The organism is Streptomyces sp. NPDC050439, from assembly GCF_040655335.1.
Classification (GTDB): Bacteria; Actinomycetota; Actinomycetes; order Streptomycetales; family Streptomycetaceae; genus Streptomyces.
Window position 1 is genome coordinate 1,367,485 of sequence record NZ_JBFAJT010000001.1, and the last position, 16,265, is coordinate 1,383,749.

Sequence of the window (16,265 nt, forward strand, 5' to 3'; positions counted from 1 at the left end):
AAGAGGGCCGCGGGAACAGACAAGATCACACGGACGGGTCGTACCGGCCGTCGACCGCGGTCCAGCCGCCGTCGACGGTCAGCACGGTGCCGGTGACGAAGGTGGACGCGTCCGAGACGAGATAGGCGACGGCTCCGGCCAGTTCGTCGGCGCGGGCCCACCGCTTGAGCGCGGAGGCCTGGGCGTAGGCGTCGAACCACGCGGGGTCGGCGGCGATCTGGTCGGTGAGCGGCGTACGGACGACGCCGGGCGCGACGGCGTTGAACCGCACGCCCTGCGGCCCCCACTCCGCGGCCGCCGTCCGCAGCAATTGGATCAGCCCCGCCTTGGACGCGGCATACGGCCCCTGCCCCGGCTCCACCTGAAAGGCCCGCATCGAGGCGAACCCGACCACGCTCCCCCGGCCGCGCTCGGCCATGCCGGGGGCGACCGCCTGGATGAGCGTGAGGTAGGAGCGCAGGTTCAGCGCGATGACACGGTCGAACTCGTCGAGGCCGTAGTCCGCGAGGCGCTTGCGTACGTTGGCCCCGACGGTGACGACGAGCCCGTCGAGCGGCCCCCACGCGGCGACGGCGCTCCGGACGGCGTCGGGGTCGAGGACGTCCAGGGGGTGCGTGACAGCCGTACCGAGACGCTGGTCCGCCGCATCGCTCGGGCCCACCGCGAGCGCCGCCGTCCGTTCCGCGCCCTCTGTGTCCCGGTCGGCGACGATGACGTGCGCGCCCTGGGCGACCAGTGCGCGAGCGGCCTCGCGACCGATGCCGCTCGCGCCGCCAACGACCGCGACACGACGGCCGTCGAGCCGGAACAGGTTGCCGTAGTCCATGGTGCTGCTACCTCTCTGGCCGGGCTGGCGGCCGGGGGTCGGGGGTCGGGGCGATGGTGAGTGCGGGCGCGTGACGGCTTCGGGGACGGTTGGCCCCGCTCAAGGTCTGATGACCGCCATCCGGGTCACCGTCATTTCCTCGATCGCGAATCTGGGGCCCTCGCGGCCGATGCCCGAGTCCTTGACGCCGCCGTAGGGGGCGATGTCGCTGCGGTAGCCGGGGACTTCGTTCACCACTACGCCGCCCACCTCCAGGCGTTCCACCGCCTCCAGCGCGGCCCGCAGGCCACTCGTGTAGACGGCGGCGTGCAGGCCGTAACGGCTCGCGTTGACCACGTCGTACGCGGTGTCCAGGTCCGGCACCGTGCGCAGGCAGACGACCGGGCCGAAGATCTCCTCGTCCCAGGCGGGTTCGCCGTCGGGGACGTCCGCGAGCAGCGTCGGGGCGATGCACCGGCCATCCGCGTCGCGGGTTCCCCCGGCGACCAGCCGCGCCCCCGCCGCCCGCGCGCGTTCGACCCAGTCGAGGACCCGCTCCGTCGCCGTCTCGTCGATGAGCGCCGACACCCGGGTCCCGGCATCCCGCGGGTCGCCGACCACCACGTCCGGCAGCCGCTCGGCGAGCCGCTTCTCGAACTCCTCCGCGACCGCGGCCACCACGATGACCCGCTGTACGGAGATGCACGCCTGCCCCGAGGCGTAGAACCCGCCCCGCACGACCGCGTCGGCCGCCGCGTCGAGATCGGCGTCCGCGGCCACGACGAGCGCCGCGTTGGAGCCGAGTTCGAGGACCACCTTGCGCGGCGCCGCGTCCCGCGCGATGCGGTGGCCGACGGCCGCCGACCCGGTGAAGGAGACCGCGGCGACCTCCGGATGCGTGGTGAGCGTACGGCCGACCTCCGCGTCCCCCGTGACGAGTTGCACCGCTCCGGCGGGCGCACCCGCCGCCACCAGCTGTTCCCGTACGAGATGGACGAGCCGCAGGGTGGCGAGCGGTGTCGCCGGGGCGGGCTTGACGATCACCGGGCACCCCGCGGCGAGCGCCGGTGCGATCTTGTGGGAGGCGAGAAGCACCGGGTAGTTGAAGCCCGCGATGCCGACCACCACGCCGACGGGCCGCCGCGTCCAGTAGCCGAAGAGTCCCTCGCCGGACGGCTGGAGGTCCAACGGCACGGTCTCGCCGTGCAGATGGGCCACCTCGTCGGCGGCGGACTGCCAGGTGGCCACCGCCCGCAGCATCTCGACCCGGCAGTCGACCCGCGGCTTCCCGGTCTCCAGGACGAGGAGGTCCACCAGTTCCGGCACCGCTTCGGCCAGCGTCTCGGCCGCCCCGGCGAGCACCTGCCGCCGCACCCCCGCGGGCAGCCCGGCCACCCTCACCCGCACCGCGGCGGCATGTCCGACGGCCCGGGCCGCGAGGTCCGCGTCGCCGATCGGCGCCGTGCCGATCTCACCGCCGTCGTACGGGAAGCGGACGGGGCCGCTGCCGGGCGCGGTCACCCAGCCGTCGCCGACGGGCAGCCCTTCGGGGCAGGTCATCGCGCACCTCCGGTCGCGCCGTTCAGGAAGGAGCGCGCCGCCGCGGCGTACACCCGTGTGTACTCGACGATCTCGCGCACCTCGACGAATTCGTCCTTCTGGTGCGCGATCCACTTCCCGCCGGGCCCGTAGACCACGGTCGGCAGCCCGGCGTCGCGGGTGAGGATGGTTCCGTCCGTGGTGCCGGGCACCGCCCCGAACGGCGGTGCGGCGCCGTGCACTTGGCGGTGTCCCTCGACGAGCGCGGTGACCACGGGGTGATCGTCGGGGATCTCGACGGCGGGCCGGTCGTCGACGACGGTCAGCCCGACACCCACCCCCACGGTCCTGGCCGCTTCGACCGCGGACTCCCGTACCCGCTCGATGAGTTCGGTGTGGTCGGTGCCGGGAATCGTGCGTACGTCGATGCCGACGAGCCCATGTGCGGGGATGACGTTGAGCTGGTCCGGGTCTCCGCCGTGCAGGACGGTCGGCGTGACCGTCACGCTCCCGGCGTGCGGGTGGGTGCCGTACCGCTTCTGGGCCCAGTCCTGCACGTGGGCGAGCGCCTCGACGATGCGCGCCCCGGCGACGATCGGGCTCTTGGCCTCCTGCGGCATGGCGCCGTGGGCCATCACCCCGTCGAGATCGAGCCGGAGCCGGATGCCGCCACGGGCCGAGGTGCACACCTCGTACCCCTCGGGCTCGCAGACGATGACTCCGTCCACCTCGCGCGCGAGCGGGGTGGCGGCGAACGCCTTCGCGCCGAGCATCAGCCCTTCCTCGTCGCACAGCACGCCGATGACGACCCGGCCCGGGAAGGGGCCGGCCAGTTGCAGGGCCCGCACCGCGTAGATCATCGCCGCGACGCCGGACTTCATGTCGGCGGAGCCGCGCCCCCACAGTCGGCCGTCGCGGATCTCCGCCCCGTAGGGGTCGACGCTCCAGTCCCCCGGGTCCCCTTCCGTGACGACGTCGATGTGCCCCTCGAACATCAGGGTCGGCCCGTCGCCCCCTCCGCCCTCGACGACGGCGACGGTGTTGGGGCGCCCCGGCGCGACCTCCACCACGTCGTACGTCCAGCCGAACTCGGTGAAGAGCCCGGCGACGAGGTCGGCCGCGGGCTGCTCCACCACGGTGGCTCTGGCCGCGTTGACGGTACGCAGGCGGACCAGGTCCTGGGAGAAGGCGACGACGGCTTCGGAGTCGATGACCGAGTCGATATGACGTGAGCCGGTGTGACTTGAGCTGGTGTGCATGGAACCTCCAAGTCGGCTGAGCATGAGGCCAGTCGACTGGTCAGACCAGTTGAGTTCCCGTACTCTGCCTCCACGTTCGAGGCCGGGTCAACCACCAGATCTTGGTTTTCCCGCGCCGGCATCGCGTGTCAGTTACGTACCGTGGAGGGGGCGGGCCGATGGCCGCCGACGACGCCGACCTGTTCCGGCCGGTCACACCGGTCCGCGCCTATCAGCGGGTGGCAGAGCAGATCGAGGAACGCATCCTCAGCGGTGATCTGCCGCCCGGGTCCCGGCTGCCCGCCGAGCGCGAGCTGGTCAACCGCTTCGGCGTGGGCCGCTCCACCGTGCGCGAGGCGCTGCGTGTCCTGCAGTCGGCGGGCCTGATCCGTTCCCGCCCAGGCGACCCGCTGGGCGCCGAGGTGCTCGGCGTCTCGCCCGACAACCTCAGCCAGGCCCTGGGGCGGCTGACCCGCTCCAGCGTGGCGACACTCGGTGAACTGGTGCAGTTCCGCATGGTGTTGGACGCGGAGAGCAATCGTCTGGCCGCCCGCCTGCACGGCGAGGAGGATCTCGCCCGGATGCGCGAACAGATCACCCGCATGGAAGCGCTGTGCCGTGGCGGCCCGGCCTCCCTGCACGCGTTCAGCGAGGCGGACGCGCTCTTCCACCGGGCGATCGCCGAGGCGAGCGGCAACTCCCTCCTGGGCCTGTGCGCACGCGCCGTGCACGAGGCGGTGGTGGAGGTCATCGAGAAGAAGATCGCGGGGGTCACGGACACCACGGCCTGGATGGAGCGCTCCATAGCCCACCACCGGGAGGTCCTGGCGGCGATCACCTCGGGGGACGGCCCGCTCGCCGCGCGCCTGGGCCGTACGGCGCTGTACGAGTACTACGCGGACCATGTGGAGCCGGAGGCAAGGGAGTTGCTGGTGGCGTCGGTGGAGGACCACTGAGAGGACGGCTTCAGCGCCGCCCGGTCAGCCGCGCCCCAATTTCACGCCCGTCACCCCCGGAACCCGGAGGCCGGCCCGAGCCGCCCCTCAAGCTGTCCGAGCAACTCCCCCAGCAGGGAACTGAGTTGTGCCTGGCCGCCCTCGTCGATGCCAGCCAGAACAACGGTCTCGTAGGCGAGCTGATCGGGCAGGATCGAGTCGACGAGATCGCGGCCCGCGTCGGTCAGGCCGACGTGCGAGACGCGGCGGTCACGGGTGTCGGCACGCCGGTCGACGAGGTCACGCTCCTGGAGCTGCTTGAGGCGCTTGGTGACGGCGGCCCCCGATGAGAAGGTCTCGCGGGCCAGTTCACCCGGGGTCAGCTCGTGTCCGGTCCGGCGCAACGCGCCGAGAAGATCGAACTCCGGACGGGTCAGCCCCACACGACGCAACGGCGCGTCCTCGGCCTGCTGCAGAAGAGCCGCACACCGATTGATGCGCCCGATGACCTCCATCGGCCCGGTATCGACATCGGGCCGCACGGCCTGCCACTGCCGCACGACGGCGGCGACGGTGTCGCCGGGAACGTCAGAAGCACGACCCGCCACGGCGCCGCCCCCAGCCACCACAGCCGAAACGCCACCCACCGCAGGCACGGGACCGCCGGAGGCGACGCCGCCCGAAGCAGCGCCGCCCCTCGCCGAAGCGGGGGCCTCCCCCTCGGTTCCTCCCCCCGCGTGGGGTCCCCTCTTCCCCGCCGCGTCCCCTTTGCTGCCGTCCCTCATGTGCCCCGTCCTCGGCCTTCCGTCTTGCCCGGCCTTCATGCTCGTACGTGTGTGCCCTGCTGCGTACCGCGTACCGTCGCCGCGAGCGTACGGTGTCCGGCCTGTTCGGCGATCATCACCCGCTGGTCCGGCAGGGCGCGCTGCCACCACTCGCCCGCCGCCGCGTCGTGCGCGGTGCGCAGGTCCACCAGGGCGGCGGTCAGGCCCCGGCGCGCAGGGCGAAGGGTGGCGGGCGTGGGGGCCGGAGCCGCCAGGGCCTGTTCGGCGCGGGTACGGGCCCGGTCCGTGGCGTCTATGGCCAGTTCGATGTGGTCGGCGGCGCGCCGGTTGGTGACGAGCATCGCCGCGACGACGCCGAGCAGCGCGCCGACGAACGTGTCCACGACCCGGTCGAGGATCAGCTCTCCGGGCTGCTGGAACCGGGCGAACTCGGTGACCAGCAGGGCCATCGGTGTGACGCACACGCTGCCGAGCCAGTAGTTGCGGCCGATCAGCGCCTCTGCCCCGAAGGCGAGCGCCAGGCAGCAGAAGATCAGCGCGGCGTGACTGAGATGGGCCAGCGGGACGATCGCGGCGAACGCGAACACCCCCACGAGGTTGCCCACCACGCGCTGCACTCCCCTGTTCCAGGTGAGCGTGACGTTGGCCTGATAGAGGGACGCCGCCGTGACCAGCGCCCAGTAGGGGCGGCCGACGCCCAGGGCCAGCGACGCGTATCCCGCGAGCGCGCAGCCGACCGCCGTACGCAGCGCGATGGGCAGCAGCGGCGATCCGGGGCCCAGCCGCCGCCACAGGGAAACCTTGGCAGCCTTTGCCGCCAACTCCGCTTCCACGCCGAGGAGTTCGTCGGCCTCATCGGGCCGTACGCCGACGGGGCGCGGCACCGCGCCCGTGCCGCGCAGGCCCGTCGCCCAGGAGCGCAGCTGGGCGGGGTCCGCCGACGAGGGCGCCGCCAGGGCGTCCTCGGCCCGGATGACCAGGCGCTCCAGAGCGCGGCGCGCAGCCGTGCGGGCGCCGGTGGCGAGCAGTGACTGCCAGGCCGCGTGGACGGCCGCGGCCGCCGCGGGGCGGGCCCGCTCGCGGCCGGGGCCCGAGGCCTCGGCGTACGCGGCGGCCGCACGCAGGGCCCGCGCGGTGGCCCGGCGCTCGGGGCCGTGCGGCCGCACCAGGGCGGGGGCCATGCCGACCAGCCAGGCCACGGCGCCCGCGCCGAGCGTCAGGGCGAGGTGACCGGGGACCTGCCCGATGGACTGCGGCGCGAACAGTGTGGCGGAGCTGATGAAGGTGAAGATGAGGTGCCCGGGCGGCCCGATGCGGGTCGCGTCGCACAGCGTCTTCTGCGCGGCGGCGAGCAGCGCCCCGACCGCCACGAGCACCGCCGCCGACGTGGTGAGCGAGGCGGCGACCATCGCGATGCCGACACTGGCCAGCATGCCGGCGACGACTCCGGCGAGGGCCCGGGCCCGTGCGGCATAGGGGAGGTTGTGCGTGTAGAGGGCGCAGAACGATCCGGCCATCGTGTACATGACGAGATCGAGGCGGCCGATCGCGAGGAGCGTCAGATTCGGTATCGCGGTGGCGACGACCACGCTGGACGCGGGCTTGAACCAGATGTCGGACGGCTTCCCCGGACGCAGCACACCGGCCAGCGGGAGTCGACGGACACGGGAGGGGCCGGAAGGTACGGAGGGGCGGGGCGAAGGGGATGGTGGTGCGCTGCTCATGCGAGAAGCTTAGCAAGTGTTTTACTCGGAAATGATTTACCTCGGAAGTCTCTTCCGTCACCCCCGCGTCCGCCCCCTCCGCGCTCCCCGCGTACACCCATGCGCTCGCGTACGACGCGCCGCGCGAGGGCATCGACCCCAGGGACACCGTCGATCGGGGAGGTGCGCGGTGCACGGACCGGCGCAGGCCGGCTGGCTGCTCGTCGCGCTGTGCGCGGCGACCGGGTCCTACTGTCTGCTGCGGATGCGCAGCAGGATCGAGGCACAGCGCCGAACGGCCGGCGGCGAGGCGCTGATGGGCTTCGGCATGGCTCTGATGGCCGTACCCGCGGCCGTCCTCACCCCGCCGCGCTGGGCCTGGCTGGGGTACGCGGCCGTGTTCGGCGCGGCGGCACTGCGCGCCCTGTGGGGAGCCCGACGCGATCGGCACCACCTGCATCACCTGGTCGGCGCGGGCGCCATGGTCTACATGGCGGCGGCCATGGCCGCGACGCCCACCGCGCACGCGGGCCACGGCGGCGGGGGCGCCCCGGCGCTCACCGGGGCACTGCTGCTCTACTTCGCCGGGTACGTGCTGTGGTCGGGCGCCCGCCTGCTGCCCGTACCCACGCTCGCGACGGCGGAAGGCGGGGGCGGTGGCGCAGGCGCGGTCATGGGGTGGGGGGATCGCACCGAGCTGGCGATGGTGTGCCGGCTGTCCATGGGGATCGCCATGATCGCGATGCTGCTGACGCTGTAGGCCGCCGCGGGGCCCCGGGCGGGAGAAGAGCCCGGCTGCCGTAAGGGGGCGATACCCCCGCGAACGGCCGTGGCGTGCGTCACTTGCGGCGATAGGCCATACCCTCCGACGGCGCCGCCCTCATAGTCTTGACACATGTTGCTCCCCGTTGCGCTGTTGCTGCTGGGCGCCCTCGCCGCCGTCGTCGCCCCGCGCCTCATCGCACGCGCCGACTGGCCGGAGCGTGAACCGGTGGTCGCGCTGTGGGCGTGGCAGTGCGTCGTGGCGGGTGTGCTCCTGTGCTGCGCCCTGTCGATGACCCTCAGCGCCGCCGCCGCATGGCAGGCCGTGCGCGGTCACGTCTTCGCCCCCGCCCCGCACGACGTGGTCGACGCGTACGCGCTGGGTGCGGGCGGCTCCTGGGCTCCCGCGACGGCCGTGGCGCTGGCCCTCGGCGGCGTGTGGACCGCCGCGATGCTGACCCGCGAGATCGTCCGGGCCCGGGCGAGGCGCCGCAAGGGGCGCACCGAACTCCGCCTGCGCGCACCGCTGTTGCCCGGTGAGGAGCCCGGTGCCGACCGCCTCGTCGTGCTCGAGGGTGAGCGCCCCGACGCCTGGTGGCTGCCGGGGTCCGCTCCGCAACTGGTCATCACCACCGCCGCGTTGCGCCGCCTGAAGGGCCGTCAGCTGGATGCCGTGCTCGCCCATGAGCAAGGGCACGCGCAGGCACGGCACGACTGGCTCCTGCACTGCTCGGGCGCGCTGGCCACGGGGTTCCCGCAGGTGCCGGTCTTCGCCGCGTTCCGGGACGAGATGCACCGCCTGGTCGAACTGGCCGCCGACGACGTGGCCTCGCGCCGCTTCGGTCGTCTCACCATCGCCCTCGCGCTGGTCGAGCTCAACGAGGACCGGGGCGTGTTCGGCCCCTGCCCGACCCCGCAGGCCCACGTGCCGCAGCGGGTGCACCGGCTGCTGTCCGCGCGGCCACGGCTCACCGCGGGACGGCGGCTGCGGCTGACGGCCGCCGCGGCGCTCGTGCCGGTGGTCCCGCTCCTGGTGACGTTCGTGCCGGGGCTGCGCGCGCTGGGGTGACGGCCTGCCGCCGAAGGCCGAGGAAGCCGGGGAAGCCGGGGCGCGCCCCACGGGACAGCACCCCGGGATGGCCCCCGGCACCGCCCGTCGGCGAGGATCTGTCCATGCACCCCGCCGCTCCCCTCGACTCGCCGCCCGGTCCGACCCGCCCCCGCAGGCCCCGCGCCCCGCTCGTCGCCGCGCTCCTGGGCTGCCTCTCGCTCCTGCTGATCCTTCTGGTCGAGCTGGAGTGGGGCCCGCTCGGCACCCTCGACGGCGACATCGCGCGCGCCACGCACCGCTGGGCGGTCGCGCACGACGGCCTCACCCAGGCCAGCCGCATCCTGACCGACTGGGTGTGGGACCCGTGGACGATGCGCCTGCTGATCATTGCGACCGTGTTGTGGCTCCTCTACCGCCGGGAGAACCGCCCGGCCGTGTGGCTCGCGGTCACCTGCGCGGTCGGCACCCTGGTGCAGCAGGGCCTCAAGGCCGCGGTCGACAAACCGCGCCCGAGCTGGCCGGACCCGGTGGACTCCGCGCACTTCGCGGCGTTCCCCTCGGGCCACGCCATGACGGCGACGGTCGTCTGCGGGCTGCTCCTGTGGCTGCTGCGCATGTATGGCGTCGGAGCCGCCGTGTGGCGCACCGCCGTCGTGATCGCCGCGGTCTCCGTCGTCGGGGTGGGCGTGACCCGCGTCTGGAACGGCGTGCACTGGCCGTCGGACGTCGTCGGCGGCTGGCTGCTCGGCACGCTGATGGTGACCCTCGCGATCGCCACGTACGCCCGAGGTCCGGCCACCCGCGCCCCCGAGGCCACCTAGCCCCCTCCAACACCCGCGTCGCAAAAGCACTCTTGACCACCCATCCGCCCGTCCCGGAGGATCGCCGGCATGACGATCAAGGGTGCGCTCTTCGATTTCTCCGGGACCCTGTTCCGCATCGAGTCCACCGGGTCCTGGCTGCGGGCCGTGCTCCGGGAGGCCGGGCTTCCGCTTCCCCCGGCCGAGATCGAGCGGCTGACGGAGGGACTTGAGCGGGCCGGCGCGCTGCCGGGCGGGGCGCGGCCCGACCTCGTACCCGATCGGCTCGCCGAGTTGTGGGCCCAGCGCGACCGCAGCGCCGCACAGCACCGCGCCGCGTTCACCGGCCTCTCGCGCGAGGTCCGGTTGCCCGATCCGCTCCTGCACGACGCCCTGTACGACCGCCATATGCGGCCGGAGGCGTGGCGCCCCTACCCCGACGCGGCCGAGGTGCTCACCGGGCTCCGCGAACGGGGCGTCCGCGTCGCGGTGATCAGCAACATCGGGTGGGACCTGCGCCCCGTCTTCCGCGCCCACGGCCTGGACCCGTACGTCGACGCGTACACCCTGTCGTACGAGCACGAGATCCAGAAGCCCGACCCACGCCTCTTCGCGCACGCCTGCGAAACGCTCGGCGTCGATCCCGCGGACGCGCTGATGGTGGGCGACGACCGGCACGCGGACGCCGGCGCCACCGCACTCGGCTGCGCCGTCCACTTCGTGGACCATCTGCCCGTGGACCAGCGGCCGGACGGACTGCGCCCCGTCCTCGGTGTCGTCGACGGGGGCTGAGATGTCACGGCCTCAAAAGCGTCGCAGGGGGTCGTGCGCGTCAGGGTGCGGGGCGCCTCATGAGCGGTAGCCCTCGACCTGGGCCGCGGGGCGGGCCCGCGACTCGTCCGGGTTCTCGCCGAACTCGGCCTTCGCACGCCGCTGGCGCAGCAGGTCCCAGCACCTGTCGAGTTCACGCTCCAGCGCGCCGAGCCTCGCGCGCTCCGTCGCCTCGTCGATCGCGCCCGCCGCTAGCGACTCCCGCAGCGTCCGCTCGTCGTCGACCATCGACGAGATCCGGGACAGAATCTGCTCTTGATCCATCTCAGTACGCCTCCTCGGCCCCCCGGCCCACTGTAAGGAGGGTTCGGCCGATCGGCACCTGTGAGCAGGCAACACTCCCCCGCGGTGTTGCCTGCTCCAGGTCGCACCGGACCATGAGACGACCACTGAGGGTCTTGGTCCGCGACACGCTGAGTATACTGGCTCTCAGCCAGTCAACGCAGGAGTTACAGGATGTCCCCGCGTAGCGCATCGGTCAATGAAGAGTTGCGAAGGCGTTCCAGGGAGCGGCTCCTGCAGGCCACTGTCGACCTGGTGAGCGAGCGGGGGTACGAGGCGACGACACTCGGCGACATCGCGGACCGCGCGGGCTCGGCCCGCGGCCTGGTGTCGTACTACTTCCCCGGCAAGCGCCAGCTCTTGCAGTCGGCGGTGCACCGGCTGATGCACCGCACGCTCCAGGAGGCCCTCGAACGGGAACCGCGGTCGGCGGACGGCGACGAGCTCCTGGCCCGCGCCATCGACGCGATCCTGGGCCTGGCCCGCGACCAGCCCCTCCTCATGCGCACTCACATGGCCGGCATCCTCCAGGCGGACGGATTCGTGCGCTGCCCCGAGCAGCAGCACCTCGCCGAACTGCTCCGCGACACCGTCGTACGCCATGGCTCGCCCGACGTGGACACCGACTATCCGCTGCTGCGCGCCCTGCTGATGGGCGCGGTCTTCGCGGTGCTGCTTCCGGGGGCGCCGATGCCGCCGTCAGCGCTGCGGGCCGAGCTCTTTCAGCGGTATGGGCTCGCCTGGGAGCTCGGGGTCCCGCCGGGCGACGAACCGCCCGGCGGGACACATGCGCGAGTCGCCGATCAGGCCGCGCAGGAGACTCGGTCCCCTGGGCGGTCCGCGCAGCGCTTCACGCGACAGTCCGGTCAGTCGAAGTAGTCCGGCTGGGTCTGGACGTTGAGCTCACGGGTGCGGACCCGCTCGGCGGGATCCGTCCGCTTGTCGTCGATCTTCAGGACGTCGAAGCCCTTGGCGATGTCGTTCGAGTAGATGTAGCCGTTGTAGTAGTACGCCGACCAGGAGCCGCCGGTCTGGAGCGTGTCCGCGCTGAGCGGACCGCGCTCGAAGTAGCCGATCTCCTTCGGCTTCGAGGAGTTGGTGAAGTCCCAGACGGAGACGCCGCCCTGGTACCACGCCTGGACCATCAGGTCCTTGCCCTTGACCGGGATCAGCGAGCCGTTGTGGGCCACGCAGTTCTCGGTCGCAGCCTGGTGGCGCGGGATCTTGTAGTAGCTCTTGAAGACGAGCTTGCGGTGGTCGCCCTTGCCCTTGACCTCGTAGATGCCGTTGGCGCCGCGCTCGGGGCCGGTGGCCTCGTCGCAGGTCGCGCCGCCTCCGCCGCCCAGCTCGTCGGTGAAGACGACCTTGTTCGCCTTCTGGTTGAAGGTCGCCGAGTGCCAGAACGCGAAGTTCTTGTTGTCCTGCACCTGGTCGATGACCTTGGGCTTCTCCGGGTTCTTGATGGAGAAGAGGATTCCGTCACCCATGCAGGCGCCGGCGGCCAGGTCCTTGGAGGGCAGCACGGTGATGTCGTGGCAGCCGGTGGTCTTGGAGACGCCGGGGTTGGTGGGACCGCCCGGGTTGCCGCCGCCGTCGGGGCCCTCACCCGGGAAGAGCACGGGGAAGTCGACGACCGCCGCCTTCTGCGGGGCCTTGCGCGGCACCTTGATGACGGAGATGCCGTCGTGCGGGGGCTGGCAGTCCGGGAACGTCGCGCTCGGGGAGTACGAGGAGACGTACACGTAGACGTTGCGCTTCTCCGGCACGAGCGTGTGCGTGTGCGAGCCGCAGGCGGTCTCGACGGCGGAGACGTACCTCGGGTTGGCCTTGTCGCTGATGTCGAAGACCTTCATGCCCTCCCACGAGGCCTTCTCCGTCGCGGGCTGCGTGGTGCTGTTGCAGGAGTCGTCGCTGCGCGAGGAGTCGGTGGAGAGGAAGAGCAGGTTCCCGGAGACGGAGATGTCGTTCTGCGAACCGGGGCACAGGACCTGCGAGACGGTCCGCGGCTTCTTCGGGTTGCTGATGTCGTAGATGCGGAAGCCGTCGTAGTTGCCCGCGAAGGCGTACTTCCCCTGGAAGGCGAGGTCGGTGTTGAACCCCGGCAGCGCGTCCTTGGGGATGTTGGCGAGATGCTTGATGTTGGCCGAGTGCACGATCTCGTCGGGCGCGGGTATCTCGCCGCTCTTGACGGCTTCCCTCGCCTCGGCGGCGTCGCTCTTCGACACGCTCTTGGGCGCGGCAGGCGAGTCGCCCGGGTCGGGCGTCGCTCCGGCGGGCGCCGCGCTGAACAGTGCGGCCATCAGACCGAGCGCGGCCGCGCCGACGCCGAAGCGTCTGCGCCGTGTTCGGGGGTTGTTCAACAGGGTCACTGCGTCCTCCCTAGTCGCCGTTCGTAGTTGAACGGTTCACGGACACCCCGCAGTATCGTGCTCTGCATGCACAGATCAACAGATGGCAACGCATCTGTAATGAAAGTTTTTGATCAATCCCGCACGTAAGCGTGCTAGGACGGTCCCCAACTCCCCCGCGCGCCACAGGAGGCAGCCGTGCACCACCGTCGTACGCCCGCCGTCGCCGTGTTCCTCACGGCCGCCGTTCTCGCGCTCGGCGCCTGCGATTCGGGAGGTTCCGACTCCGGTCCCAAGCCGGAGAAGAAGGCGGCCCCCGGCCCCTCCGTCATCGCTCCCGGCAAGCCGGGCGAGACGGCGGCGACGATGTCCGCCGAGGACGCGGCCAAGAAGAGAACCGACGACGACTCCCCCAACTCGGCGGATTTCACCTACACGCAAATGATGATCACGCACCACGGTCAGGCCCTCAAGATGACCGAACTCGCCCCGAAACGTGCCGGATCAACGAAGGTCAAGCGCCTCGCCGACCGCATCTCGGCCGCGCAGCGCCCCGAAATCGGCGCCATGAAGGGCTGGTTGAAGAAGCACGGCGGCGCGAAGAAGCACGCCGGTCACGATCACTCCACGATGCCGGGCATGGCCACCGAGGGGCAGCTGAAGCAGTTGCGCTCGGCGAAGGGCAAGACGTTCGACGAGCTCTTCCTGAAGCTGATGATCACGCATCACAACGGCGCCGTCACGATGGCCACGGAGGTGCTCTCCGACGGCAACAACATCCAGGTCGAGGAGATGGCCAACGACGTGATCGCGCAGCAGACGACGGAGATCACGAGGATGCGCGAGATGTGAGGCTCAGGGTCAGGGGATGCGGTTTCGGGCGGCGGTGTCCCGCTCGTCGCGCGGCTCGTGGTCGCGTCGCGGCAGCAGCAGCGGCGTGGCGAGGATGAGGACCCCGGCGATCCCGACCGCGGTACGCGGCCCCGTGACGCCGGCCAGCAGACCCCACAGGCCGGTCATGGCCGCGATGGAGAGCTTGCTGGTGACCGACCACGCGGACAAGGTACGGGCGATGCGGTCCGCCGGGGTGTGATCGAGCCGGTAGGTGGCGAACACCGGGTTGAACACCCCTGAGCACAGGATCAGGCCGAACTCGACGACGATGACGAGCACGAGCCCGGCGGCACCGGGGCCGATGAAGACGAGGCCGATGAGCCAGCACGCCCGCAGCGTGCCGGCGGTGCGCAGGACCCGGTGCCGCCCGAACCGCTCGACGAGCCGCCCCGCGAGCCGCGAGCCGATCAGGCCGCCGACGCAGGGCGCGGCGAAGGCCAGGCCGTACTGCCAGGGCGCGAAGCCGAGTTCGCCGACCATCAGGACGATCAGGAGCGGCGATGTCGCCATGATCAGTCCGTTGTTCAGCACCGTGTTGAAGAACAGCGGGCGCAGCACGGGGCCCGCCAGGATGTGCCGCCACCCGTCGAGCAGGTCGCCCGCCCGGAAACCTGTCGCCCGCCCGGTGTGCTCGGGGTGCGCCTCCTTGCCGCCGATCGCACGGACCCCAAGGGCCGAGAGCAGATAGCTGACCGCGTCGGCCACCACCGTCATCACCGGTCCGAAGAGACCGATCGCGGCTCCGCCGAGCGGCGGGCCGAGCATCAGGGCGGTCCAACTCGTGGACTCCAGGCGGCCGTTGGCGACGAGCAGCTGATCCGGCCGTACGAGCGCCTTGAGGCAGGCACCGCTCGCCGCGCCGAAGGCGATGTCGGCCGCGCCCACGACGACCGCCACCAGCAGGAGCTGGCCGAAGCCGAGCAGGCCGAGTGCGTACGCGGCCGGGATGCTGAGCAGTGCCGCGCACCGGACCAGGTCCATCGCGATCATCACCGCCCGCTTGCGGCGGAACTCCACCCACGGCCCGAGCGGCACCGCCACCACCGCACCCACCGCGAACCCCGCCGCCGCGAGGACCGACACCTCCGTCGGTCCTGCGTCCAGGGCCAGAATCGCGATCAGGGGGAACGCGTCGAACGCGAGCCGGGTACCGAAGGCGCTGACCGTGTAGGCCGCCCACAGCCATCCGAACTGCCGCCCTAGGGACGCGCTGGCCTCCATGCCCGGTGCCACCCCTCGCCTCGCTCTCGAACCCGCCCACTGCGACCTGCGGCATCCAAACCGGCGACGGGCCCGCAGGTCAAACAACCGCCGGGAACGAGCAGCCACAACCGATGGTTGTAGATCTAGGATGGCGTGCGTGGATCTCCTCGCCGTGCGCACCTTTGTCGCCGTCGCCGACACCGGCCAGTTCCAGGCCGCGGCGGCCGCGCTCGCGGTGACCCAGCAGGCGGTCTCCAAGCGCGTCGCCTCGCTGGAGAAGGACCTCGGGGTCCGGCTGTTCACCCGGACCGCGCGCGGTGCCCGGCTCACCGTCGACGGGCAGGCGTTTCTGCCCCACGCCCGCGATCTGCTGCGCGCCGAGGAGCGGGCGGCGGCGTCGGTGCGGCCCGGCCGCCGGGCCCTGCGCGTCGACGTGATCGGACGGCGGCTCGCGCCCGCGGAACTTCTGAGCGGCTTCCGCCGTGCGCATCCCGGCACCGAGCTGGACGTCGTGACGCTCTTCGACGCCGACGCCGCCCTGGCCGCCGTCCGGGCGGGCACGATCGACGCGTCCTTCCGCGCCCTCACCCTGCCCGCACGCCAGCTGCCCGACGGTGTCGAGGCCGCCCGTGTGTACGACGAGCCCGTGCAGCTGCTCACCGGGCCGGAGCACGCGTTCGCCGCCGCGCGCGCGATCGCTCCCGCGCAGCTGGCGGGGCACAGGATCTGGATGCCCGGTCTCGTCGACGGCACCGAGTGGGCCGCCTATTACGAGGCGCTGGCCACCGCGTTCGGGCTCACCATCGAGGCGACCGGACCCGAGTTCGGCACCGAGCCCCTCCTCGACACGATCGCGGACTCCGCGGTCCTGTCCACCTTCGTCGGCGAGCAGACCCGCCTCAACTGGCCGGCCGAGGACGACCTGCGACGCATCGCGGTGCACGGCCCGACGCCGGTCTACCCGCACTCGCTGATCTGGCGCCGGGACAACCCGCATCCCGCGCTCGCCGCCCTGCGCGACCACCTCGCGGCGGCACGGTCGGCCCACCGCGACGGCGAGACGTGGACGCCCGCCTGGGCGTGGTGACG

At 72.2% G+C, this 16,265-nt stretch carries 16 protein-coding genes; 8 read left to right on the forward strand and 8 right to left on the reverse strand.

Features of this window, described 5'->3' with window-relative positions; genetic code table 11:
* Nucleotides 1-25 precede the first annotated feature (25 nt).
* The 3 genes from AB0I66_RS06100 to AB0I66_RS06110 form a co-directional block, all read right to left on the reverse strand.
* Nucleotides 26-826 carry an SDR family oxidoreductase gene (locus AB0I66_RS06100; RefSeq protein WP_363206473.1) on the reverse strand — a complete coding sequence of 267 codons (801 nt, stop codon included), beginning with the start codon at nt 824-826 and terminating at the stop codon, nt 26-28.
* Between the two features lie 99 nt (nt 827-925).
* Nucleotides 926-2,365, reverse strand: coding sequence for an aldehyde dehydrogenase family protein (locus AB0I66_RS06105; RefSeq protein WP_363206474.1), 1,440 nt, complete (start codon nt 2,363-2,365; stop codon nt 926-928).
* Entirely contained in the window at nt 2,362-3,603 is a 1,242-nt protein-coding gene (locus tag AB0I66_RS06110) for a M20 family metallopeptidase (protein WP_363206475.1), read from the reverse strand. The genes AB0I66_RS06105 and AB0I66_RS06110 overlap by 4 nt, the downstream gene beginning before the upstream one ends.
* Nucleotides 3,604-3,761: 158 nt before the next feature.
* Between AB0I66_RS06110 and AB0I66_RS06115 the strand changes: the two genes are divergently transcribed.
* Nucleotides 3,762-4,538 (forward strand): FadR/GntR family transcriptional regulator, encoded by a 777-nt coding sequence (locus tag AB0I66_RS06115; protein WP_363206476.1) that lies wholly within the window; start codon nt 3,762-3,764, stop codon nt 4,536-4,538.
* A gap of 50 nt (nt 4,539-4,588) precedes the next feature.
* Here the strand turns inward: AB0I66_RS06115 and AB0I66_RS06120 are convergent, their stop codons facing one another.
* Entirely contained in the window at nt 4,589-5,125 is a 537-nt protein-coding gene (locus tag AB0I66_RS06120; RefSeq protein ID WP_363206477.1) for a MarR family transcriptional regulator, read from the reverse strand.
* A gap of 212 nt (nt 5,126-5,337) precedes the next feature.
* Nucleotides 5,338-7,026, reverse strand: a complete 1,689-nt coding sequence (locus AB0I66_RS06125; protein ID WP_363206478.1) for an FUSC family protein — start codon at nt 7,024-7,026, stop codon at nt 5,338-5,340.
* A gap of 169 nt (nt 7,027-7,195) precedes the next feature.
* Between AB0I66_RS06125 and AB0I66_RS06130 the strand changes: the two genes are divergently transcribed.
* From AB0I66_RS06130 to AB0I66_RS06145, 4 genes are all read left to right on the forward strand, one after another.
* Nucleotides 7,196-7,765 carry a DUF5134 domain-containing protein gene (locus tag AB0I66_RS06130; protein ID WP_363206479.1) on the forward strand — a complete coding sequence of 190 codons (570 nt, stop codon included), beginning with the start codon at nt 7,196-7,198 and terminating at the stop codon, nt 7,763-7,765.
* Between the two features lie 135 nt (nt 7,766-7,900).
* Nucleotides 7,901-8,836 (forward strand): M56 family metallopeptidase, encoded by a 936-nt coding sequence (locus tag AB0I66_RS06135; protein WP_363206480.1) that lies wholly within the window; start codon nt 7,901-7,903, stop codon nt 8,834-8,836.
* A gap of 104 nt (nt 8,837-8,940) precedes the next feature.
* A complete protein-coding gene (locus tag AB0I66_RS06140; protein ID WP_363206481.1) occupies nt 8,941-9,639 on the forward strand; it encodes a phosphatase PAP2 family protein in 699 nt (232 codons plus the stop codon).
* A 69-nt stretch (nt 9,640-9,708) separates the two neighbouring features.
* Nucleotides 9,709-10,410, forward strand: coding sequence for an HAD-IA family hydrolase (locus AB0I66_RS06145; RefSeq protein WP_363206482.1), 702 nt, complete (start codon nt 9,709-9,711; stop codon nt 10,408-10,410).
* Between the two features lie 57 nt (nt 10,411-10,467).
* On the opposite strand, the gene AB0I66_RS06150 is transcribed toward AB0I66_RS06145, so the two are convergent.
* The gene (locus tag AB0I66_RS06150) at nt 10,468-10,713 is read right to left on the reverse strand and encodes a DUF2630 family protein (protein WP_363206483.1); all 246 of its coding nucleotides are present in this window, start codon (nt 10,711-10,713) and stop codon (nt 10,468-10,470) included.
* A 192-nt stretch (nt 10,714-10,905) separates the two neighbouring features.
* Between AB0I66_RS06150 and AB0I66_RS06155 the strand changes: the two genes are divergently transcribed.
* The gene (locus tag AB0I66_RS06155) at nt 10,906-11,610 is read left to right on the forward strand and encodes a helix-turn-helix domain-containing protein (RefSeq protein ID WP_363206484.1); all 705 of its coding nucleotides are present in this window, start codon (nt 10,906-10,908) and stop codon (nt 11,608-11,610) included.
* Here the strand turns inward: AB0I66_RS06155 and AB0I66_RS06160 are convergent.
* Nucleotides 11,598-13,100 carry a hypothetical protein gene (locus AB0I66_RS06160; protein WP_363206485.1) on the reverse strand — a complete coding sequence of 501 codons (1,503 nt, stop codon included), beginning with the start codon at nt 13,098-13,100 and terminating at the stop codon, nt 11,598-11,600. The genes AB0I66_RS06155 and AB0I66_RS06160 overlap by 13 nt on opposite strands.
* A 177-nt stretch (nt 13,101-13,277) precedes the next feature.
* Here AB0I66_RS06160 and AB0I66_RS06165 point away from each other — a divergent pair, with 177 nt between their 5' ends.
* A complete protein-coding gene (locus AB0I66_RS06165; protein WP_363206486.1) occupies nt 13,278-13,931 on the forward strand; it encodes a DUF305 domain-containing protein in 654 nt (217 codons plus the stop codon).
* A gap of 9 nt (nt 13,932-13,940) precedes the next feature.
* Here the strand turns inward: AB0I66_RS06165 and AB0I66_RS06170 are convergent, their stop codons facing one another.
* Nucleotides 13,941-15,194: an MFS transporter gene (locus AB0I66_RS06170; protein WP_363206487.1), complete on the reverse strand. Its 1,254-nt coding sequence runs from the start codon at nt 15,192-15,194 to the stop codon at nt 13,941-13,943.
* Between the two features lie 139 nt (nt 15,195-15,333).
* Between AB0I66_RS06170 and AB0I66_RS06175 the strand changes: the two genes are divergently transcribed.
* Complete coding sequence (locus AB0I66_RS06175) at nt 15,334-16,263, forward strand: LysR family transcriptional regulator (protein WP_363206488.1); 930 nt, start codon at nt 15,334-15,336, stop codon at nt 16,261-16,263.
* Nucleotides 16,264-16,265 lie beyond the last annotated feature (2 nt).